Annotated in this window: 18 protein-coding genes; all 18 read left to right on the top strand. The window is 45.5% G+C overall.

Translation table 11 applies throughout. The annotated features are described in order from the left end of the window. The first annotated feature begins 7 nt into the window (after positions 1-7). The 18 genes from D891_RS0108185 to thpR all read left to right on the top strand — a co-directional run bounded on the left by D891_RS0108185 (position 8) and on the right by thpR (position 17,864). The gene (locus tag D891_RS0108185) at positions 8-850 is read left to right on the top strand and encodes a sulfide/dihydroorotate dehydrogenase-like FAD/NAD-binding protein (protein ID WP_025270627.1); all 843 of its coding nucleotides are present in this window, start codon (positions 8-10) and stop codon (positions 848-850) included. Next, complete coding sequence (gene gltA / locus D891_RS0108180; protein ID WP_025270626.1) at positions 850-2,265, top strand: NADPH-dependent glutamate synthase; 1,416 nt, start codon at positions 850-852, stop codon at positions 2,263-2,265. The genes D891_RS0108185 and gltA overlap by 1 nt, the downstream gene beginning before the upstream one ends. A gap of 185 nt (positions 2,266-2,450) precedes the next feature. After that, complete coding sequence (locus D891_RS0108175; RefSeq protein WP_025270625.1) at positions 2,451-2,801, top strand: NADH-quinone oxidoreductase subunit A; 351 nt, start codon at positions 2,451-2,453, stop codon at positions 2,799-2,801. Further along, the gene (locus D891_RS0108170) at positions 2,792-3,253 is read left to right on the top strand and encodes an NADH-quinone oxidoreductase subunit B (RefSeq protein WP_025270624.1); all 462 of its coding nucleotides are present in this window, start codon (positions 2,792-2,794) and stop codon (positions 3,251-3,253) included. Before D891_RS0108175 ends, D891_RS0108170 begins: the two co-directional genes overlap by 10 nt. 15 nt (positions 3,254-3,268) lie before the next feature. Beyond that, positions 3,269-3,799 carry an NADH-quinone oxidoreductase subunit C gene (locus D891_RS0108165; protein WP_025270623.1) on the top strand — a complete coding sequence of 177 codons (531 nt, stop codon included), beginning with the start codon at positions 3,269-3,271 and terminating at the stop codon, positions 3,797-3,799. A 15-nt stretch (positions 3,800-3,814) separates the two neighbouring features. After that, entirely contained in the window at positions 3,815-5,011 is a 1,197-nt protein-coding gene (gene nuoD, locus D891_RS0108160; RefSeq protein ID WP_025270622.1) for an NADH dehydrogenase (quinone) subunit D, read from the top strand. An 11-nt stretch (positions 5,012-5,022) separates the two neighbouring features. Beyond that, entirely contained in the window at positions 5,023-7,377 is a 2,355-nt protein-coding gene (locus tag D891_RS0108155; RefSeq protein WP_025270621.1) for a molybdopterin-dependent oxidoreductase, read from the top strand. A gap of 2 nt (positions 7,378-7,379) precedes the next feature. Next, a complete protein-coding gene (gene nuoH, locus D891_RS0108150) occupies positions 7,380-8,372 on the top strand; it encodes an NADH-quinone oxidoreductase subunit NuoH (RefSeq protein WP_025270620.1) in 993 nt (330 codons plus the stop codon). Between the two features lie 12 nt (positions 8,373-8,384). Beyond that, positions 8,385-8,804 (top strand): NuoI/complex I 23 kDa subunit family protein, encoded by a 420-nt coding sequence (locus tag D891_RS0108145; protein ID WP_025270619.1) that lies wholly within the window; start codon positions 8,385-8,387, stop codon positions 8,802-8,804. 5 nt (positions 8,805-8,809) lie between these two features. Continuing rightward, positions 8,810-9,313: an NADH-quinone oxidoreductase subunit J family protein gene (locus D891_RS0108140; protein ID WP_025270618.1), complete on the top strand. Its 504-nt coding sequence runs from the start codon at positions 8,810-8,812 to the stop codon at positions 9,311-9,313. Positions 9,314-9,323: 10 nt separating this feature from the next. Further along, on the top strand, positions 9,324-9,620 hold the full coding sequence (gene nuoK, locus D891_RS0108135) for an NADH-quinone oxidoreductase subunit NuoK (RefSeq protein WP_025270617.1): 297 nt from the start codon (positions 9,324-9,326) through the stop codon (positions 9,618-9,620). A gap of 13 nt (positions 9,621-9,633) precedes the next feature. Then, the gene (gene nuoL / locus D891_RS0108130) at positions 9,634-11,532 is read left to right on the top strand and encodes an NADH-quinone oxidoreductase subunit L (RefSeq protein WP_025270616.1); all 1,899 of its coding nucleotides are present in this window, start codon (positions 9,634-9,636) and stop codon (positions 11,530-11,532) included. 15 nt (positions 11,533-11,547) lie between these two features. Further along, entirely contained in the window at positions 11,548-13,113 is a 1,566-nt protein-coding gene (locus tag D891_RS0108125; RefSeq protein ID WP_029952164.1) for an NADH-quinone oxidoreductase subunit M, read from the top strand. Between the two features lie 12 nt (positions 13,114-13,125). Beyond that, complete coding sequence (locus D891_RS0108120) at positions 13,126-14,580, top strand: NADH-quinone oxidoreductase subunit N (protein ID WP_025270614.1); 1,455 nt, start codon at positions 13,126-13,128, stop codon at positions 14,578-14,580. A gap of 81 nt (positions 14,581-14,661) precedes the next feature. Then, positions 14,662-15,834: an aspartate aminotransferase family protein gene (locus D891_RS0108115; protein ID WP_025270613.1), complete on the top strand. Its 1,173-nt coding sequence runs from the start codon at positions 14,662-14,664 to the stop codon at positions 15,832-15,834. Beyond that, positions 15,824-16,285: a phosphatidylglycerophosphatase A family protein gene (locus D891_RS0108110; protein ID WP_025270612.1), complete on the top strand. Its 462-nt coding sequence runs from the start codon at positions 15,824-15,826 to the stop codon at positions 16,283-16,285. Before D891_RS0108115 ends, D891_RS0108110 begins: the two co-directional genes overlap by 11 nt. Then, a complete protein-coding gene (locus tag D891_RS09930) occupies positions 16,282-17,310 on the top strand; it encodes a CinA family protein (protein ID WP_025270611.1) in 1,029 nt (342 codons plus the stop codon). The genes D891_RS0108110 and D891_RS09930 overlap by 4 nt, the downstream gene beginning before the upstream one ends. Further along, positions 17,307-17,864: an RNA 2',3'-cyclic phosphodiesterase gene (gene thpR / locus D891_RS0108100; RefSeq protein ID WP_025270610.1), complete on the top strand. Its 558-nt coding sequence runs from the start codon at positions 17,307-17,309 to the stop codon at positions 17,862-17,864. The genes D891_RS09930 and thpR overlap by 4 nt, the downstream gene beginning before the upstream one ends.

Genomic DNA, 17,864 nt, shown 5'->3' with positions numbered 1-17,864 from the left:
GGTTTTGATGGCAAGGATTCTTAAGAAAGAGCAGTGGAGCGATACGATTTTCTCCATGCTTATCGAAGCCAAGGATGTTGCTAAAGCATCCAAGGCTGGTCAGTTTATAATCCTGATACCGAAGGAGCATGGAGAGAGGGTTCCCTTGACGATTGCAGATTCCTCAAAAGATGAGGGATGGGTTCAGATTGTTTTCCAGGTTGTGGGTAAGAGCACATTGGAGCTTTCAAAGATGAGCGAGGGTGAAGAGCTATACTCCTTTGTTGGTCCTTTGGGTATGCCTTCTGAGGTTGAAAAGTTCCCTGGCAAGGTTGTTATGATCGGCGGTGGTATAGGAATAGCACCAATTCATCCTATAGCCAAGACGCTTAAGGAGATGGGTAACCATGTTATCTCCATCATAGGCGCCAGAACGGCCGATCTATTGATCATGGAAGATAAGATGAAAGAGGCATCAACGGAGCTTATCATTGCAACGGATGACGGCAGTAAGGGTAAGAAGGGATTTGTTAACATGGTGCTTGAAGAGCTGTTGGCCACAGAGGCAGACAGTGTGGACAGGATTTGGGCAATAGGCCCCCCAATCATGATGAAGGCCTGTGTTGAGTCTGCCAAGAAGTTCAACAAGCCCATAATCGTTTCATTAAACCCAATAATGGTTGACGGAACGGGAATGTGCGGTGCATGTAGGGTTACCGTTGGTGGTGAAACCAAGTTTGCCTGCGTTGATGGGCCTGAGTTTGACGGGGCTTTGGTTGATTTCGATGAGCTTATGGCAAGACAGAGACAGTACAAGGAAGAGGAGCAGAAGGCTTTAGAGCTTTATAAAGCAAAGGAGGGTATAGCATAATGGCTGAGAGGATAAAACCTGCTGAGAAGTTTAAGAGGGATAGGGTTCCCATGAGGGAACAGGATCCAAAGGAGAGGATCAAGAATTTCAATGAGGTTCCTTACGGATATAGCTTGGAAGAGGCCATAAAGGAGGCCCAGAGGTGTTTACAGTGTAAGCCCGCAGCATGTGTTGAGGGTTGTCCTGCAGATGTTCATATACCCCAGTTTATCGATAAGATAATCGATGAGGATATAGAGGGGGCATTCAAGGAGATCAAGATAACAAACGCATTGCCTGCTGTATGTGGAAGGGTTTGTCCGCAGGAGGAGCAGTGCGAGGGTGCCTGTGTAATGAATAAGAAGGGCAAGCCCATCGCTATCGGAAGGCTCGAGAGATTCGTTGCCGATTGGGCAAGGGAGCACGGTATCGTTGATGAGGATATAGATGAGTCCCAGAAGAAGTCCAAGAAGGTTGCGATAGTGGGTTCTGGCCCTGCAGGCTTGGCTTGCGCGGCCGATTTGGCCAAGCTGGGATACGATGTTACGGTATTTGAGGCTCTCCATAAGCCCGGTGGCGTTTTGATTTACGGAATTCCAGAGTTCAGGCTGCCTAAATCCATCGTTAATTACGAGGTTGAGCAGATCAAGAAGATGGGTGTTAAGATATACACAGATTATGTTATCGGCTATATCAAGACGGTGGATGAGCTTGTTGAGGAGTACGATGCTGTGTTTTTGGCAAACGGCGCTGGTGCTCCATCGTTCTTGGGCATACCTGGTGAGAACCTAAACGGTGTTTACTCTGCAAGTGAGTTTTTGACCAGGTCCAACCTCATGAGGGCTTTTGACTTCCCTGAGTATGATACACCCATCAAGGTGGGCAAGAGGGTCGTTGTAATCGGCGGTGGAAATGTTGCTATGGATGCTGTAAGAACGGCAAAGAGGTTGGGTGCAGAAGAGGCCATAATTGTTTACAGAAGGAGCAGGGCAGAGATGCCTGCAAGGGCTGAGGAGATAGAGCATGCAGAGGCCGAGGGCATCAGATTTGAGCTTTTGACCAACCCTGTTAGGGTTGTAGGTGATGAGAACGGCAATGTTAAGGGTCTTGAGTGCGTCAGGATGGAGCTTGGTGAACCGGATGAGTCCGGCAGAAGGAGACCTGTTCCTATAGAGGGCTCTAACTTCATCATGGATGTGGATAATGTGATAATAGCCATCGGACAGAATGCAAACCCGATCGTTGCAAGGAGTGCAACAGGCGTTGAGACAAACAAGTGGGGCTATTTTATTGCCGATAAGGAGACGGGTAAGACAACACATCCAAAGGTATGGGCTGGTGGCGATATAGTCACCGGTGCTGCTACGGTTATTTTGGCTGTTGGAGCCGGCAAGAAGGCAGCAAAGTCTATACACGAGACGCTCTCGGCTCAATAGTTTAGAGGTTTAGAAAATCAAGGGGGTGTTAGACTATATTTAGTCTGACACCCTTTAGTTGTATATGAGTTAATTAGGTTTTTAATTAGGGCTTAGTTCTATATATTTTTTGTGATTGACATGGTTTTTGTTTGGTGTAAAATTCAAACTGGCCTTATGGAAAATAATGGAAAGGGGGTCGGAGTATGACTCAATGGCTTATAGCATTTATCTCGATTATCTTGCTATTTGTGATCTTTGGCGCAATGTTGGCCATTTCTAAGTATCTCGCCCCCAAGGAATACTACCCTGAAAAGTTTGACCTCTATGAGTGCGGTTATCCGATGCTCAGCGAGATGAGACACCTCAATATTCGCTTCTATATCATAGCTATCATGTTTACGCTGTTTGATATAGAAGCGGTCTTTATGTACCCATGGGCGGTCGACTTTAAGGGTTTAGGTATTCTTGGGGTCATCGAGATGGGTTTGTTTGTCGTAATGGTGTTTGTTGGTTGGATTTACGCTTATAAGAAAGGAGCGTTAGAATGGGAGTAGAGAATCCTTGGATAACCACGAAACTGGACAAGCTTGTTAGTTGGGCCAGGTATTCATCGCTATGGCCAATGACATTCGGTCTTGCCTGCTGTGCTATCGAGATGATGGCAACAGGTGCATCTCGTTTTGATCTCGACAGATTTGGCGTTGTCTTCAGGGCATCACCAAGGCACGCCGACATCATGATAATAGCTGGAACCTTGACCAAGAAGATGGCCATAGCTGCAAGGAAGGTTTACGATCAGATGCCTCATCCCAAGTGGGTTATATCCATGGGTTCATGCGCAAACACGGGTGGAATGTTTGACACCTATAGCGTTGTGCAGGGTGTCGATACGATCATGCCTGTGGATGTGTATGTGCCTGGATGTCCTCCAAGACCAGAGGGGTTGCTCTATGGCATTATGAAGTTGCAGGAGAAAATAAGAAGAGAAGGCTCAATGAAAGCTTAAGAAAAGGAGAGTCTTATGACTAACGAGGAGTTGTTTGAGAGGATACAGTCGAAGTTTGGTGAATACATCATTGAGCATGATACATTCAGGGATGAGCTATCGGTTACAATAAAGAAGGAAAAGCTCCATGAGCTTATGCAGTTTTTACACGATGATAGCGAGCTAAGGTTTGATTATTTGGTTATGATGACTGCTGTGGATTTTCCAGAAAGGGAAGAGAGGTTTGATTTGGTCTATGAGCTTAGATCCATTCCCTATAAGATGATAATGAGGGTAAAGACCAGAACAAAAGAGGATGAACCGGTTGACAGCGTTTGTGATATCTGGCATTCGGCCAACTGGGATGAGAGGGAAACATACGATATGTTCGGCATTAAGTTCAACAACCATCCAGATTTGAGAAGGATCTTGATGCCGGAGGATTGGGAGGGTTATCCTTTGAGGAAGGATTATCCTTTGAAGGGTAAACCAGAAGACGATATATGGCTGGATAAGCACCTCCCTGAAGGACAGATTAAAAAGCCCAGACACACAAGGATGCCTTAATAAGGAGTATAGAACATGAATGAAACTTATCAGGTGAAGAATGAGAGAGAGGTTATAATCAATGTTGGTCCTCAGCATCCGGCCACCCACGGTGTTTTGAGGTATGTGGTTAAGCTGGATGGTGAGAGGATCGTTGACTCCGACCCCCAGGTAGGTTTTTTGCATAGGGGTATTGAGAAGCTTGCAGAAAACATGACCTATCAGCAGTTCAACCCCTATACGGATAGGCTTGACTATCTTGCAGCCATGAACAACAACTTGGCTTATGTTATGGCCGTTGAGAAGCTCCTTGGGATCGATAAGGAGATCCCTGAAAGGGCTCAATACATCAGGGTCATAATGGCCGAGTTGGGCAGGATTGCTTCCCATCTTGTTTGGCTTGCAACGCACGCCTTGGATATTGGCGCCATGACGGTGTTCTTATACTGCTTCAGGGAGAGGGAGTATATCCTTGATATGTATGAGATGGCCTGCGGAAACAGGCTGACTTACAACTACATAAGGATAGGCGGTGTTGCAAGGGATCTGCCCAATGGGTTCATGGATAGGTTGAAAGAGTTTGTTAAGCTCTTCCCCAAGAAGGTTAAGGAGTACCATACGCTTTTGAGCAAAAACAGGATATGGCTAAAAAGGACAAAGGATGTCGGTTATATCTCAAAGGAGGATGCCATAAATTACGGCATAGCCGGTCCTTGCACAAGGGGAAGTGGAGTTGATTGGGATCTAAGAAGGGATGTGCCCTATGCTGTATATCCGGAGCTGAACTTTGAGGTGCCGGTATACGATGAGGGTGATGTGTATGCACGATACCTTGTCAGAATGGATGAGATGGTCCAATCCAACAAGATACTTGAGCAGTGCATTGAGAAGATGCCATCTGGTCCGGCTATGATAGATAAGCCTGAGTATGTATGGGAGCCTAAAGAGAGGCTTATGATGCACAACTATGCCTTGATGAAACACTTTGTCAAGGTGGTCAAGGGCATTAAGGCTCCTGCCGGTGAGGTTTACTTTGGCGCAGAAAACCCCAAGGGTGAGCTTGGCTTCTATATCTATTCAACGGGAGAGGGTAAGCCTTACAGGCTCAAAATCCGCTCACCGTCGTTTATCAACATCAGTGCAATGCCGAAGATGGTTCAGGGTGGCCTAATTGCGGATATTATTTCGGTAATCGGTAGTTTAGACTTCGTGTTCGGCGAATGCGATAGATAAGGGGTGTAGGAATGGCTGATACTGTAAAAATAAAAATAAACGGTAAGGAATACGAAGCGACCAAGGATGAATCCATATTGCAGGTGGCAAGGAGAAACGGCATCTATATACCGGCCATCTGCTATTCAGATAGGTTTGGCGCCATTGGTGCCTGTAGGGTCTGTGCCGTTGAGATAGTTGGCATGAAAAAGCCCATGCTCTCCTGCGCCGTTAAGGTAAAGGACGGCATGGAGGTATTGACCGATTCGGATAAGGTTAAGGAGTTTAGGGAAGGTATAGTTCAAGAGTGGGATAAGTTCCATCCTCTGCAATGCGGTGTCTGCGACAAGAGTGGTGAATGCGACCTGCAGGATGTAAACTATTACTTGAATATCACCAGTAACCCAAAAGAGGAAGAGGCCGATCCTTTAAGTGTGCCGAACAAGTCCATACACTATGAGTGGAGAATAATCCATCACGATGCCAACCTCTGTATAGCCTGCCGCCGCTGTGTTACCATCTGTGATAAGGTGGTTAACTTTGGCATCCTGGCTATGGTTAAAAAGGAATGGGGCGGCAGAGAGGTCGACACAAAGGACGGCAAGCCGCTTGAGTGTGAATTCTGCGGTCAGTGCGTAAGCATCTGTCCAACGGGCGCTATGAGTAGCAAGTTGTTTAAGTACAAGGCACGCCCGTGGGAGATGGAAAAGGTCAGGACCACCTGTCAGTTCTGCGCATCCGGCTGTCAGATGGATTTGAATGTTAAGGACAATAAAGTATTGAGGGTGACAAGCGAGGATGATACACCCAACATGGCCAACCTCTGTAATTTAGGAAGGTTTAACTATTCGGTTGTTGAACAGAAGAACCTTGTTTTCGATGCCTATGTAAAGGGTAGAAAGACCTCATACGATAGTGCTGTTGCAGAGGCTGTAAGGGTTTTGAAATCTGCAGATAACGATAAGGTGGCTGCTATCTGCGGAAGCAGGGGCACAGTTGAGGATGAGTATGCTGTTAAGATATTTATGAACAACGCCGTAAAGAACAACAACATCGATGCGGCAGCATCAACCCACCTGACAAAGCTTTATAGGTATTTACCGAAGGGTGTGGCGCCGTTTAACAATGTAAGGGATATGGAAGAGTGTGATGTGATCTTTGCCTTCGGCGGTGATGTCGCAAATGAGATGCCACGCCTGGATTGGCAGATTACAAGGAATGTTAAGCTATTGAAGAAGTCCAAGCTTGTGAGCGCCTATTGGAGGGATACCAAGATTGATACCCTGGGCAGCATAGCCTTAAGGTATGAGGCAGGCGATGAGGTTAAGTTCCTTTTGAGCCTGTTTGGCGCTTTATCGCAGGCATTAGGCGTTAATGCCGATATTTCAGATGGCAGCTATGAGATAGCAGAGGATGCTGTTAAGGCTTTGGCAGAGGCCAATAAGATTGCCTTTGTTGTGGGTCAGGAGGCTTTGGAGAGGCCGTTTGAAGAGGATGTAGCCAAAGCTTTGGCCAACCTGATGTTGCTGTTTGGTGAGAAGGTTAAACTCTATGTATCGAGCAAGTACAACAACGCATACGGCTCTTTGTATGCCGGTGTTGCAAGCGGCTTTGATGTTTATGGTAAAAGGTCAGAGGGTGATTTCTCCATCTATAATCTCAAAAATCTAATACAGGAAGGCAAGATAAAGACCCTCCTGCTTATGAATGCCGACCTGTTTGAGTTGATGAGCGATGAGGATGCCGCATTTGTATTTGAGAATACCAGTGTTGTATCCATTCAGACATACATGTCTGAGACGGCAAAGCGTGCCGATGTTGTCTTGCCTGCTGCAACATTTGCCGGTGTTGATGGACACTTTGTAAACATAGAGGGCAAGCTCAACAAGGTAAAGAAGGCCTTATCAGAAGCCAACAAGCCGGCATGGAGGGTATTGGCCGATGTATCCTCCCATTACGGTTATAACTTGCCTTCCGGCATGATAGAGGATTTGATAAACAAGGGTTCATTTGAGCTTGAAGGGGAGCTTGCCGGCTTTGTAAAGGTTGATGCAAATAGCACTTCCTTTGGCGATGGGCTTAAGGGTGTTCTGGTTTACTCCAAGTTTAGATCGGGAATCTTCTCATCTTTCGGAGAGGGAGCCTATATCGCATCGCCTGAGGCTGTTGCGGAGTTGAACCCTGAGGATGCAGAGGGCTTAGGGGTTGCAGACGGCGATGCAGTCAAGATAGAGGGCATCGGTGGTGTGTCGTTGAAGGTCAGGATAGATGAGAAGATGCCAAAGGGCGTTGTGAGTGTTCCGCTATGGTATGAGGGCGTAAACGGTTATAATTTGAGTGGTTCGTTTAATAACCTATTTAGCGCAAAAATTACGAAGGGTGAGTAGCCATGGAAGTATTGATAGCAATAGTAAAACTGGTTGTGGTTGTTACTGTTTTGAGTGTCTATGTTATGTATGCAACCTGGTATGAGAGGAAGGTTATAGGACACATGCAGCAGAGGATAGGGCCCAAGAGGGTTGGTCCTTATGGACTCTTGCAGCCTATAGCAGACACCATTAAGAGCTTCTGGAAAGAGGATGTTATACCGGATAGGGCGGATAAGCCGCTATTCTGGGTAGCTCCTATGATTGCTGCATCCTTGCCATTTGCTGCTGCGGTTGCCATTCCGTTTGGACCACCAATTCATCTGGCAAACGGTAAGGTGTTTTACTTAAGCGTGTTCCATTCCAAGATAGACATACTTTACATATTAGCTATGTTGGGATTGGCATCCTTTGGTGTTCTAACCGCAGGTATCGCATCCGGTGGTTCAAAATACTCCATGGTTGGATCCCAGAGGGAGGCTGCTCAGGTTGTAAGCTATGAGGCTATATTGGCGTTGGCTCTATTAAACCCCATATTGATGGCTCACTCATTGGATCTAACAGAGATAGTTGAGGCGCAGAAGCACCTTTGGTTTGTTTTCTATCAGCCATTTGCCTTTGTGGCCTTTGTTATAGCCATGATTGCTGCAACAGCGAGGGTTCCGTTCGATTTGCCTGAGGCAGAGCCTGAGCTTGTTGCTGGTCATATGACGGAGTTTTCCGGTCTTAAGATGGGTATGTTCTTCTTCGGGCAGTATGTTACGATCTTTGTCGTTTCTGCTTTAGCTTCGATAGTATTTTTGGGTGGCTGGAGCGGTCCTGTATTGCCCGGTTTTGTCTGGTATTGGATTAAGATCTTGGCATTCATCTTTATGTTTACATGGTTCTGGGGTACCTTCCCAAGGTACAGATACGATCAGTTGATGGATATAGCTTGGAAAGCTCTATTGCCTTTGATGGTATTGAATATACTCTGGACAGGCTTTGCATTGGCAATAGGTCTACCCGTTTATTAGGAGGAAGGTGCAATGTTATTTAACGATTTACGAAAGGGTTTGGCGGTTACCATAAAGTATCTGTTTACAAAACCGGTTACATGCCAGTATCCGAACGAGAGGCTTGAGGTTCCAGAGAGGGGCAGATGGTTGCACGCCTTAGAGACATTCGAGGATAGTGGCAAGATCAAGTGTATAGATTGCGGCTTATGCGAGAGGGTTTGTCCGTCTAAGTGCATAAAGATTACACCTGTGGAGAACGAGGATCACACCAAGAACGCCGCTGAATACGAGATCGATCTGGGCAGGTGTCTCTTCTGCGGTCTGTGCGTGGAGGTGTGTCCTGAGCTGGCATTAAGCATGACGGACAAATACGAGCTTGCGGAGTATGACAGGGAGAAGTTTATTTACACAAAAGAACAACTGTTAAACTCAAAAAGTAAAGAAGGGTGATAGAAATGGAAGCGATCGTATTTTACATTATAGCGATTATAACCGTAGGCGGTGCCCTGGGTGTGTTGTTGAGCAAAAACCCATACAGGGCAGCACTGTTTATGGTTCTTACCTTCTTTGGAATAGCTGGCCTGTTTGTAATGCTGCATGCCCAGTTTAACGCCATGTTGCAGCTGATAGTCTATGCTGGTGCTATAGCTGTTATGATTACCCTGACCATGATGGTTATGAACAGGCGCACGCTGGAGGGTCTTAAGAGGTTTAATCCGCAGTGGTATTGGCCTGCGCTGATCGGTGCTGGTCTTGTTGCGGATTTGGGTTTGCTTGCCTATAAGTTCAGGATCGATTTAAGCAATGCAGGGAAGAACCTCGCCATGGACGGTAGCAATACCAAGCTCATCGGTGAGGTGTTGTTTAAACAGTATCTGTTGCCGTTTGAGGTAACCGCTATCATCCTGCTGGTTGCTCTTCTGGGTGCGGTTGTGCTTACAAAGAGGGATATAAAGTAAGGGGGTATCTATGTTAACTCAATACATGATTGTATCTGCATTGCTGATTGCCATAGGCGCAACAGGCGTTATGATTAGAAGGAATTTTATGATCGTGCTTATGTCGCTTGAGGTTATGATAAATGGAGCGGGTCTGTTGCTCATTGCCATGTCTTACTATATTGGCAATGTTTCAGGCCAGGTGATGTTTCTATTTGTGGCGGCTGTGGCTGCTTCTGAGACGGCTGTGGGGTTGGCTATTGCTGTTATGATGTATAAGAAAAAGAAGAGTGTTGATATCAACGACTTCTCAATCTTAAGAAAGTGAGAGGGGAAGAGAAATGAAAGTGATATTGCTGTTCGTTGTATTGACGCCTCTTATAGGTTTTCTTATCAACGGTATCTTTGGTAAGTGGACAAAACCTATTGCAGGCGTTATAGCTGCTACGGCTTTAGGAATCTCGTTTATATTGGGTCTGTTCCCAATAATCTCCGTCTTGAAGGGGCACATAGTTGAGTACACATACTTCACATGGCTGCCCTTCAAAGGGGTTACGGTTCCGTTTGGATTGAGGGTTGATTATGTCTCTGCAGTGATGCTCTTTGTCGTTACCTTTGTTTCGTGGATGATTCACATCTATTCAAACGGCTATATGAAGGGCGACAGGGGCTATGCACGCTATTTTGCCTATCTCAACCTGTTCGTCACAGCAATGCTCATCCTTATTCTGGGCAACAACTATCTGTTGATGTTTGTGGGTTGGGAAGGCGTCGGTTTGGCATCCTATCTGTTGATTGGTTTCTGGTATGAGAAGGATACGGCTGCAGATGCAGGTGAGAAGGCCTTTGTTGTAAACAGGATAGGTGATGCTGGATTCATTATCGGCGTTCTGTTCTTGATTCATTACTTTGGCAGTGTTACCTATACGGATGTGTTTCCAAGGGCTGAGGAGGTTTTGGGTTTTGGCTCAACTGCAGCAACGATAATCGGTTTGGCACTCTTTTTAGGTGCTGTTGGTAAATCTGCTCAGTTCCCGCTGTATATATGGTTGACCGATGCTATGGAGGGTCCGACACCTGTTTCATCCTTGATTCACGCAGCAACAATGGTTACAGCCGGTGTCTATATGGTTGCAAGGTCAAACGCCATTTTCTCCTTAACCCCCGTGGCTCAAGAGGTTGTTGCAAGCGTTGGCGCCTTTACAGCGTTCTATGCAGCCACAATGGCTTTGACGCATAAGGATATTAAAAGGATTCTTGCATACTCGACACTATCCCAGCTGGGATACATGTTTATAGGTGTTGGTGTTGGTGCTTACTGGACCGGTATGTTCCACCTGATGACCCATGCGTTCTTTAAAGGTCTCCTCTTCTTGGGAGCCGGTGCTGTTATGCACTCCATGAGGGGTCTGCTTTCCATAGACCTTATGGGTAACTTGAAAAAATACATGCCACAAACGGCTATCTTGATGGTTATAGCATCACTGGCTATATCGGGTATTCCCCCGTTTGCCGGTTTCTTCTCAAAAGACGCCATATTGGCAAGTGCCCTTGAGATGGGGCATCCGTTCATCTGGATAGTGGGTGAGATTACAGCATTCATGACGGCATTCTATATGTTTAGGTTTGTCTTTAGCGTGTTCTATGGTGAGGAGAAGGTTGAGGGATTGTATCACGATTTACATACGCATGAGGCACCCCCTGTAATGACCATACCTATGTGGGTTTTGGGTCTCCTTTCAATTGTTGGTGGTTGGGTAGGTCTTCATATAGGTGGTCATATACCGTTTGAGTGGTTTGTCACCCATACTGCTCCAACTACTGAGGTTGCCCACGAGGCCCATTATTCAGAGGTCCTCCTGATGGGTATATCCGTCACTATGGGTCTTGCAGGTATCTTTACAGCCTGGGCTATATACATCAAAAAGATCATTACAGCAGAGAAGATTGCAAGCATGTTCAAGCCCATCTATACGCTCCTTGCTAACACATACTATGTCGATGAGTTCGTGTATTGCTGCATAGTAAAGCCGTTCTGGTGGGTATCCACTAACTTCCTGTGGAAGATTGTGGATGTCATTATGATAGATAAAGGAATGGTCGATGGAGCAGGCTGGATTGCAGGTAGGGTTGGAAAGGGCTTAAGACTGCTCCAGACGGGGTTTGTGAATAACTATGCTTACTGGATTAGTCTGGGAATCATTGTGTTAAGCGGTTGGTATCTTGTTAAAATTATTTAGTTAAGGAGTTGGGCTATGGATATGAATCAACTGCATTTTCCGATATTAACAACGATAACCTTTCTTCCGCTTGTAGGTGCGTTTATAGTTGCACTAATTAGCGAGAAGAATGAGAACCTCATAAAGTATGTTACCTTCGGTTTCCTGGTGCTGGATTTTATTATCTCTCTGCCGCTGTTCTTCTATTTTGATCCGACAACCTATCACATGCAGTTTGTGGAGAGGGTTCCGTGGATTAAATCATTGGGCTTTCAGTATTATGTGGGCGTTGACGGTATAAGCCTGTTTTTGGTATTGCTGACCACATTCCTAACGCCCATTGCCCAGCTGTCCACCTGGAAGGCTATCGATAAGAAGGTTAAGCTGTTCAATATTGTTATACTCTTGATGCAGACCGGTATGCTCGGCGTGTTTATCTCCTTGGATGTCTTCCTGTTCTATGTTTTCTGGGAGCTTCAGCTCATACCTATGTATCTAATGATAGGAATCTGGGGTGGTCCAAACAGGGTTTTTGCAACAATGAAGTTCTTCCTCTATACCTTTGCTGGTAGTGTGTTTATGCTTGTGGCTATCATGGCTCTGTATTTCTTGCACCACAAATACACAGGCACATACACCATGGATATGGTTAAGCTCATGCAGCAGCCATTGCCACACCATCTGCAGTTGTGGCTGTTCTTGGCGTTCTTTATAGCGTTTGCCATCAAGGTTCCTATGTGGCCGTTCCACACATGGCTTCCATGGGCACATGTCGAGGCTCCAACAGCCGGTTCGGTCATCCTGGCAGGCGTATTGCTTAAGATGGGAACATACGGATTCCTAAGGTTCAACCTCCCGATGTTCCCCGACATGACACACGCCTTTGCAGTGCTTGTAATAGTTCTTTCCATAATAGGCATATTCTATGGTGCCTTCGTGGCTATGGTTCAGCCCGACATCAAAAAGCTTGTTGCTTACTCCTCTGTCTCCCACCTGGGTTATTCGATGTTGGGTATGTTTGCCTTAACGCAAACCGGCGTTGAGGGTTCTATACTTCAGATGATCAACCACGGTATTTCAACAGGCGCCTTGTTCCTTGTTGTGGGTATAGTTTATGAGAGAAGACACACAAGGCTCATTGCAGAATACGGCGGTTTGGCATACCTTGTGCCTGTGTTTGCGACCTTCTTTATGATATTCACACTTTCATCTATAGCAGTGCCCGGCACCAACGGTTTTGTGGGTGAGTTCATGATCCTGTTGGGTGCCTTCATGAGCAAACCTGTTTATGGTATTATCGTGGCCTTTGGCGGTCTCTTCTCGGCTGTCTATATGCTAACGATGTATAAGAGGGTATTCTTCAACAAGGTCACAAACCCCAAGAATTTAGGTCTTACGGATATGAATATAAGGGAGTGGCTCTATCTCATACCGTTGCTTGTATTTGTCTTCTGGATCGGTATATATCCGCAGACATTCCTTTCTAAAATGAGGGTATCGGTTGATCACTTACTTAAACAGGTAAACAGAACCACCGCAGAGGCTAATGTAAATACGACACAGATTAGCCTGACAAAGACGGTGGTGGTTAAAAAAGGCTAAAGGGGAGTGGCTATGAGTATAAGTATGGTTTACTCGTTGAAGGACTTAACAGCTATTATTCCTGAGTTGATTCTTACGGGTTTTGCCTTTGCTATCCTGTTGATAGACCTGTGGCTCCCTAAGAAGCTTAAAGCGGTAAACGGCTTGCTTGCACTGTTTGGTGTTGTTTTTGCCTTTGCTGCTGTTGTTGTTATGTATAACACAAACATGACGGCCTTTAACAATATGGTCGTGATGGATAAGGCCAGCAACTTTGCCAGCATCATCATGCTCATTACGGCGTTTGTGGCCATCATTATGAGCTTTGATTTTCTTAAAAGGGAAGATATAAACTTAGGCGAGTATTATGAGGTTTTGTTGTTCTCCCTGGTTGCGATGCAGCTTTTGGCATCCACTTATAACCTCATCGTCATGTTTATAGCCGTTGAGACGCTATCCATCGGTATGTATATCTTGACAGGATTTTTAAGAAACAAGGAAGAGAGCATCGAAGGGGCTATGAAGTATTTTATCCTGGGTTCGTTTGCATCCACCTTACTTGTATTGGGCATCGGCCTGTTTTACGGACTGTTTGGTAGTGTTGATTTAAACACAATAAAAGCCTCTTTGGCTAATGCTGATAGCTTCCATAAATGGATCTCCATCCTGGCGTTTCTGTTCGTGTTTGTGGGATTTGGTTTCAAGATCGCAGCATTCCCATTCCACTCCTGGACGCCGGATGTCTATGCATCGGCTCCAACCCCTATGAGCGCCTTTATGTCTGTGGCACCAAAAGCGGCAAGCTTTTTGGCCTTGCTGAGGTTTGTGGCTGTTGGCATGGGCCCAATAGAGGCCAACTGGACAAAGGTGTTGTGGGTTGTGGCTGTTCTTACCATGACCTTCGGTAATACGGTAGCCCTGTGGCAGAAGGATCTAAAGAGGCTTTTGGGTTATTCCTCCATTGCTCATGCAGGCTATATGCTCGTTGGAATAGTTGCAGCCAATTCCTTGGGTTACGGTGCTGTTATGTTCTATCTGTTCTCCTATGTTTTCTTAAACCTCGGTGCATTCTCCGTTGCGGAGCTTATCAGCAGGAAGGAGGACAGGGGAACCGAGATTGAAAACCTAAGGGGATTTGGGTATAAGCACCCATTGATAGCGGCATCGATGCTTATCTTTATGTTCGGTTTGGCAGGTGTTCCACCCACAGTGGGATTTGTCGGTAAATACTATCTGTTCTCTGCAGCCGTTAAGTCCCATCTGTATTGGCTGGCCATTATCGGTGTTGTGAATAGTGCCATTTCTGCTTACTTCTATTTAAACATCATCGTCACCATGTATATGAGGGGTGAAAGCGAGAGCAAGCTTGAGTTGTTCAATAGCGTTCCGGTTAAAGCGGTTGTGCTTTTGGCAGCTATTTGTGTTCTATACATTGGAATATTCCCAAGCTCCTTCTTGGATATTGCACTTGGTTCCATAGGATTCTAATGGGGATAGGGAGTCTCTCCCTTCCTCTTTTTCTTGACAAAGAAACCCCATTGTTATTATATAAGAGCAAGGAGATAAAAGGTGGAGGATATCTTTTTCAAAAGCGACAGATACATTATAGGAAACTATAAGAGGTTCAAGGTTGCCTTTGAGAGGGGAGAAGGGGTATATCTGTATGATTATAACGGCAGGGCTTATTTAGATTTTCTTGCAGGGATCGCCGTTAATGTTTTGGGTCATTCCCACAGGGTCGTTGTTGACGCCATAAAGAAGCAGGCAGAGAAGCTAATCCATGTTTCCAATCTTTACTATATAAAAGAGCAGGCAGACCTTGCTGAGTTGTTGGTTAAAAACTCCTGCTGCCATAAGGTCTTTTTCTGCAACAGTGGCGCAGAGGCCAACGAGGCTGCCATAAAGCTTGCAAGGCTTTTTGATGAGGGCCGCTATAAGATAGTATCTATGGAGAATTCCTTTCATGGAAGGACCTTGGCTGCGTTGGCTGCGACGGGCCAGACCAAGTATCAAAAGGGTTTTGATCCCCTGCCGGAGGGGTTTGTCTATGCCAGATTCAATGATTACAGCGATTTTCTTAAAAAGGTAGATAGCAAGACAGCTGCTGTGTTTGTTGAGTTTATTCAGGGTGAAGGCGGCATAAATGTGGCAGATAAGGGATACATAAAGAATGTGTTTGAGTATTGTAAGGACAATAACATACTCTTCATAGCCGATGAGATACAAACAGGCATAGGAAGAACGGGTAAGTTGTTTGCCTATGAACATTACGGCATAGAACCTGATATAATTACGCTTGCCAAGGGGCTTGGAGGGGGACTGCCCATAGGTGCGCTCCTTGCAAAGGAGGATGTGGCCGATAGGTTTGGATACGGAACACACGGCTCAACATTTGGAGGCAATCCACTTGTAAGCTATGTATCGAAATCGGTGGTATCCTTTGTGATTGAAAATGGGTTGATTGATAGGGCAAGGCGGTTAGGTAATTATATGATGGAGAGGCTTGATGAGGTATTGCAAAACAATCCGCAATATAGGGGTGTTAATGGTTTGGGTTTGATGGTTGGTGTGGTCTTTGGTGAGTCTGACTATGCCGACAGCGTGGTAAGAAGGGCTTTAGAAAACGGCATATTGATTGGCAAGGCGGGCGAAAGAACCGTTAGGCTTGAACCTCCATTGATAGTAAAAGAGGAGCACATAGATGCCGTTGTGGATTTTTTTGGACGATTGAATGAAGATTAATGAGGATACAATCCAGAGGTTCTCAGAGCATATAAGCACCGTATTTGGTATAGGATACACAGCATACGCCCCGGGCACGATGGGGAGCCTGTTTGGGCTTTTGGTTTATATGTTTTTGAAGGATGTAGGCATCTATCTGTATGCCATCTTTGTGGTTTTGCTGTTTATTGTTGGTGTTTGGGTAAGCGATGTAATGGAGAATGTTTACGGTATAAAGGATCCGTCGTTTGTTATTATCGATGAGGTTGTGGGCATGCTAATATCGCTTATGGCCGTTCCTTACCATCCATTGGTTGCCATTGTGGGGTTTATACTGTTTAGGGCGGTTGATATATCCAAGGTTCCACCGCTTAATATGTTAGAGAAGATAGGCGGTGGCTTTGGCATAATGATAGACGATGCCGTGGGTGGTCTCATGGTGAATATAATCTTGCAGGTGATAGTCAGATGAGCAGAAAGACGACGGCTATAGTGTATGTCGGTTTTGGGGCCGATAGTGGATTGACGGATGAGTTTTTTTACAGATACGGTGTTGATATAGGTTGCAGATGCACCATCTATTCCCCATCTCAACTTAGAAAGGTCGTGCCGATGGCTTTTGAGGCCAACGACGGTATGGTTTTTGTGTATAGAAAAGAGACCTGGTCTGATTTGCAGAAGTTGATGCTTGCTGAGTTTGAAAGGAGCAGTGTTTTTGTTGAGGATAAGGTCCCTTATGTTCTAGCCAAGGGCTTTAAGGGATTTGGTGAAGGGTTGTTTTTTGATTATGTCTATGATAAGCCTGTAGCATTTATCCCTTACGATTTGAAAGAGGATGTTGATGCTTCTGTTGTTCTTGGGCATTTTGCCTCAAACATGAGTATAGTTAGGGTGTTCAAATACAGCGGCAAGGGGGATGAAAACCTTGTTTATAGGGATGAGGTTGAAGGTGTTTTTTGCATAAAGGGTGAGGATGTTGAAAGGTATAAAAGCCTCAGGGGTTGCTATACAACAAGCGGCCAGAGCCATGAAGAGGCCCTGTTTGAGGTTTTAAAGGACAGGAATGTAAAAATAGCAACGGCAGAATCGTGCACCTGCGGTTTAATTGCCGCCAAGATTGCCAATGTTGCCGGTGTTTCTGCATATTTAGAGGGTGGCGCCATTACATATTCAAACAAGCTAAAGACCAATATATTGAAGGTATCACCCAATGTTTTATACAGCGTTGGGGCTGTCAGTCAGCAGACGGCTCAGGGCATGGCTATTGGTGCCATAAATCTTACCAATGCTGATTACAGTGTTATTACAACGGGTATTGCAGGCCCTTCCGGGGCAACAAAGGAGAAACCGGTTGGTTTGGTTTATATAGGCGTAGGCTCTAAAAAGGGCGGTGTGGTGGTTGAGAAGGTTGTTTTTGGTGGCAATAGGAGATTGGTTAGGGAAAAATCCGCTCGATACGCTATACTGCTTTTGAGGGACATTATTTTAAGCGGATGAGACTGTTTATAGCCTTTGATATACCTGACGATATAAAAGAGGAAATATGGCATTTAGAGGGTAGCCTTAAAACCAGAAGCAGGGGAATTCGCATAACGCCCAAGGAGAACATGCACATAACGGTGAAGTTTATGGGGGAGCAGCCCGATTTTGCCATTGCAAGGATCAAGGAGTTAATGGAGGGCTTCTCGGAACGGCAAATCCCCTTTGACATACATCTAAACAAGGCGGGTGTGTTTAAGAGCCTGAGGAATCCAACCGTTTTGTGGCTTGGCCAGAGGAACGAGGCCTTTGAGGATTTTTCAGAGACGGTTAACGATATGCTGGATGTTTTTCGAAGGGCTGATAATAAACCCTTTTGTCATTTAACCGTTGGCAGGATGAGGGGTGTTAAAGCGGATGAGGCGGTTGAGCTGATTAAGATTTGCGATGAATTTTTGACCAAAAGACAACCGCGTTTTAGGGTAGGCAGTGTATCGTTGTACGAAAGCAAGCTCTATAGAAAAGGGGCTGTTTATAACAAGATTGCAGAATTTAATTTAAAAGGGGTGTAA

This window comes from Hippea sp. KM1 (assembly GCF_000526195.1).
In the GTDB taxonomy this organism is placed as follows: Bacteria; Campylobacterota_A; Desulfurellia; order Desulfurellales; family Hippeaceae; genus Hippea.
Note: the sequence above shows the minus strand (reverse complement) of the source record. Positions and strands in the feature narration are given on the sequence as shown.